This window comes from Bariatricus sp. HCP28S3_F11 (assembly GCF_052065395.1).
GTDB lineage: Bacteria > Bacillota > Clostridia > Lachnospirales > Lachnospiraceae > Allocoprococcus.
In genome coordinates, this window is record NZ_JBQHUC010000125.1 from 1 (window position 1) to 404 (window position 404).

General features: G+C 39.9%; 1 rRNA gene. It reads left to right on the forward strand.

Going from position 1 to position 404, the window contains the following annotated elements:
- A 5S ribosomal RNA gene (gene rrf, locus ACTNBR_RS16580) occupies nucleotides 1-101 on the forward strand; the annotation flags it as partial.
- Nucleotides 102-404 lie beyond the last annotated feature (303 nt).

Here is a 404-nt window from a genome sequence, read left to right on the forward strand (position 1 = left end):
TAGGGGACACACCCGTTCCCATCCCGAACACGATGGTTAAGACCTAAGCGGCCGATGGTACTGCACTGGAGACGGTGTGGGAGAGCAGGTGGCCGCCAGAATCAAAAAAGAAAAGCTGGTTTTACCAGTGATTAAAGATTAGAAAAATTTTCTGGTTTTTAATGACTGATAAAATATCAGTCAGAGAAATGTGTGTACATTGCACCTCGAGAACAAGTTCTCTCGGTCGTGTGCAGGCACACTATATAACAGAGTAATTTCTTGCATACAGATGCAAGCATCTGACACAATAAATGATCTGTTATGCAATGTACCTTGAAAATCGCATACAAAGAAAATCAATTCTCAAATAAATAGAGAAAGACATCCGAGGTGATTGTTATTCTTAAGAGTAACAATTAACT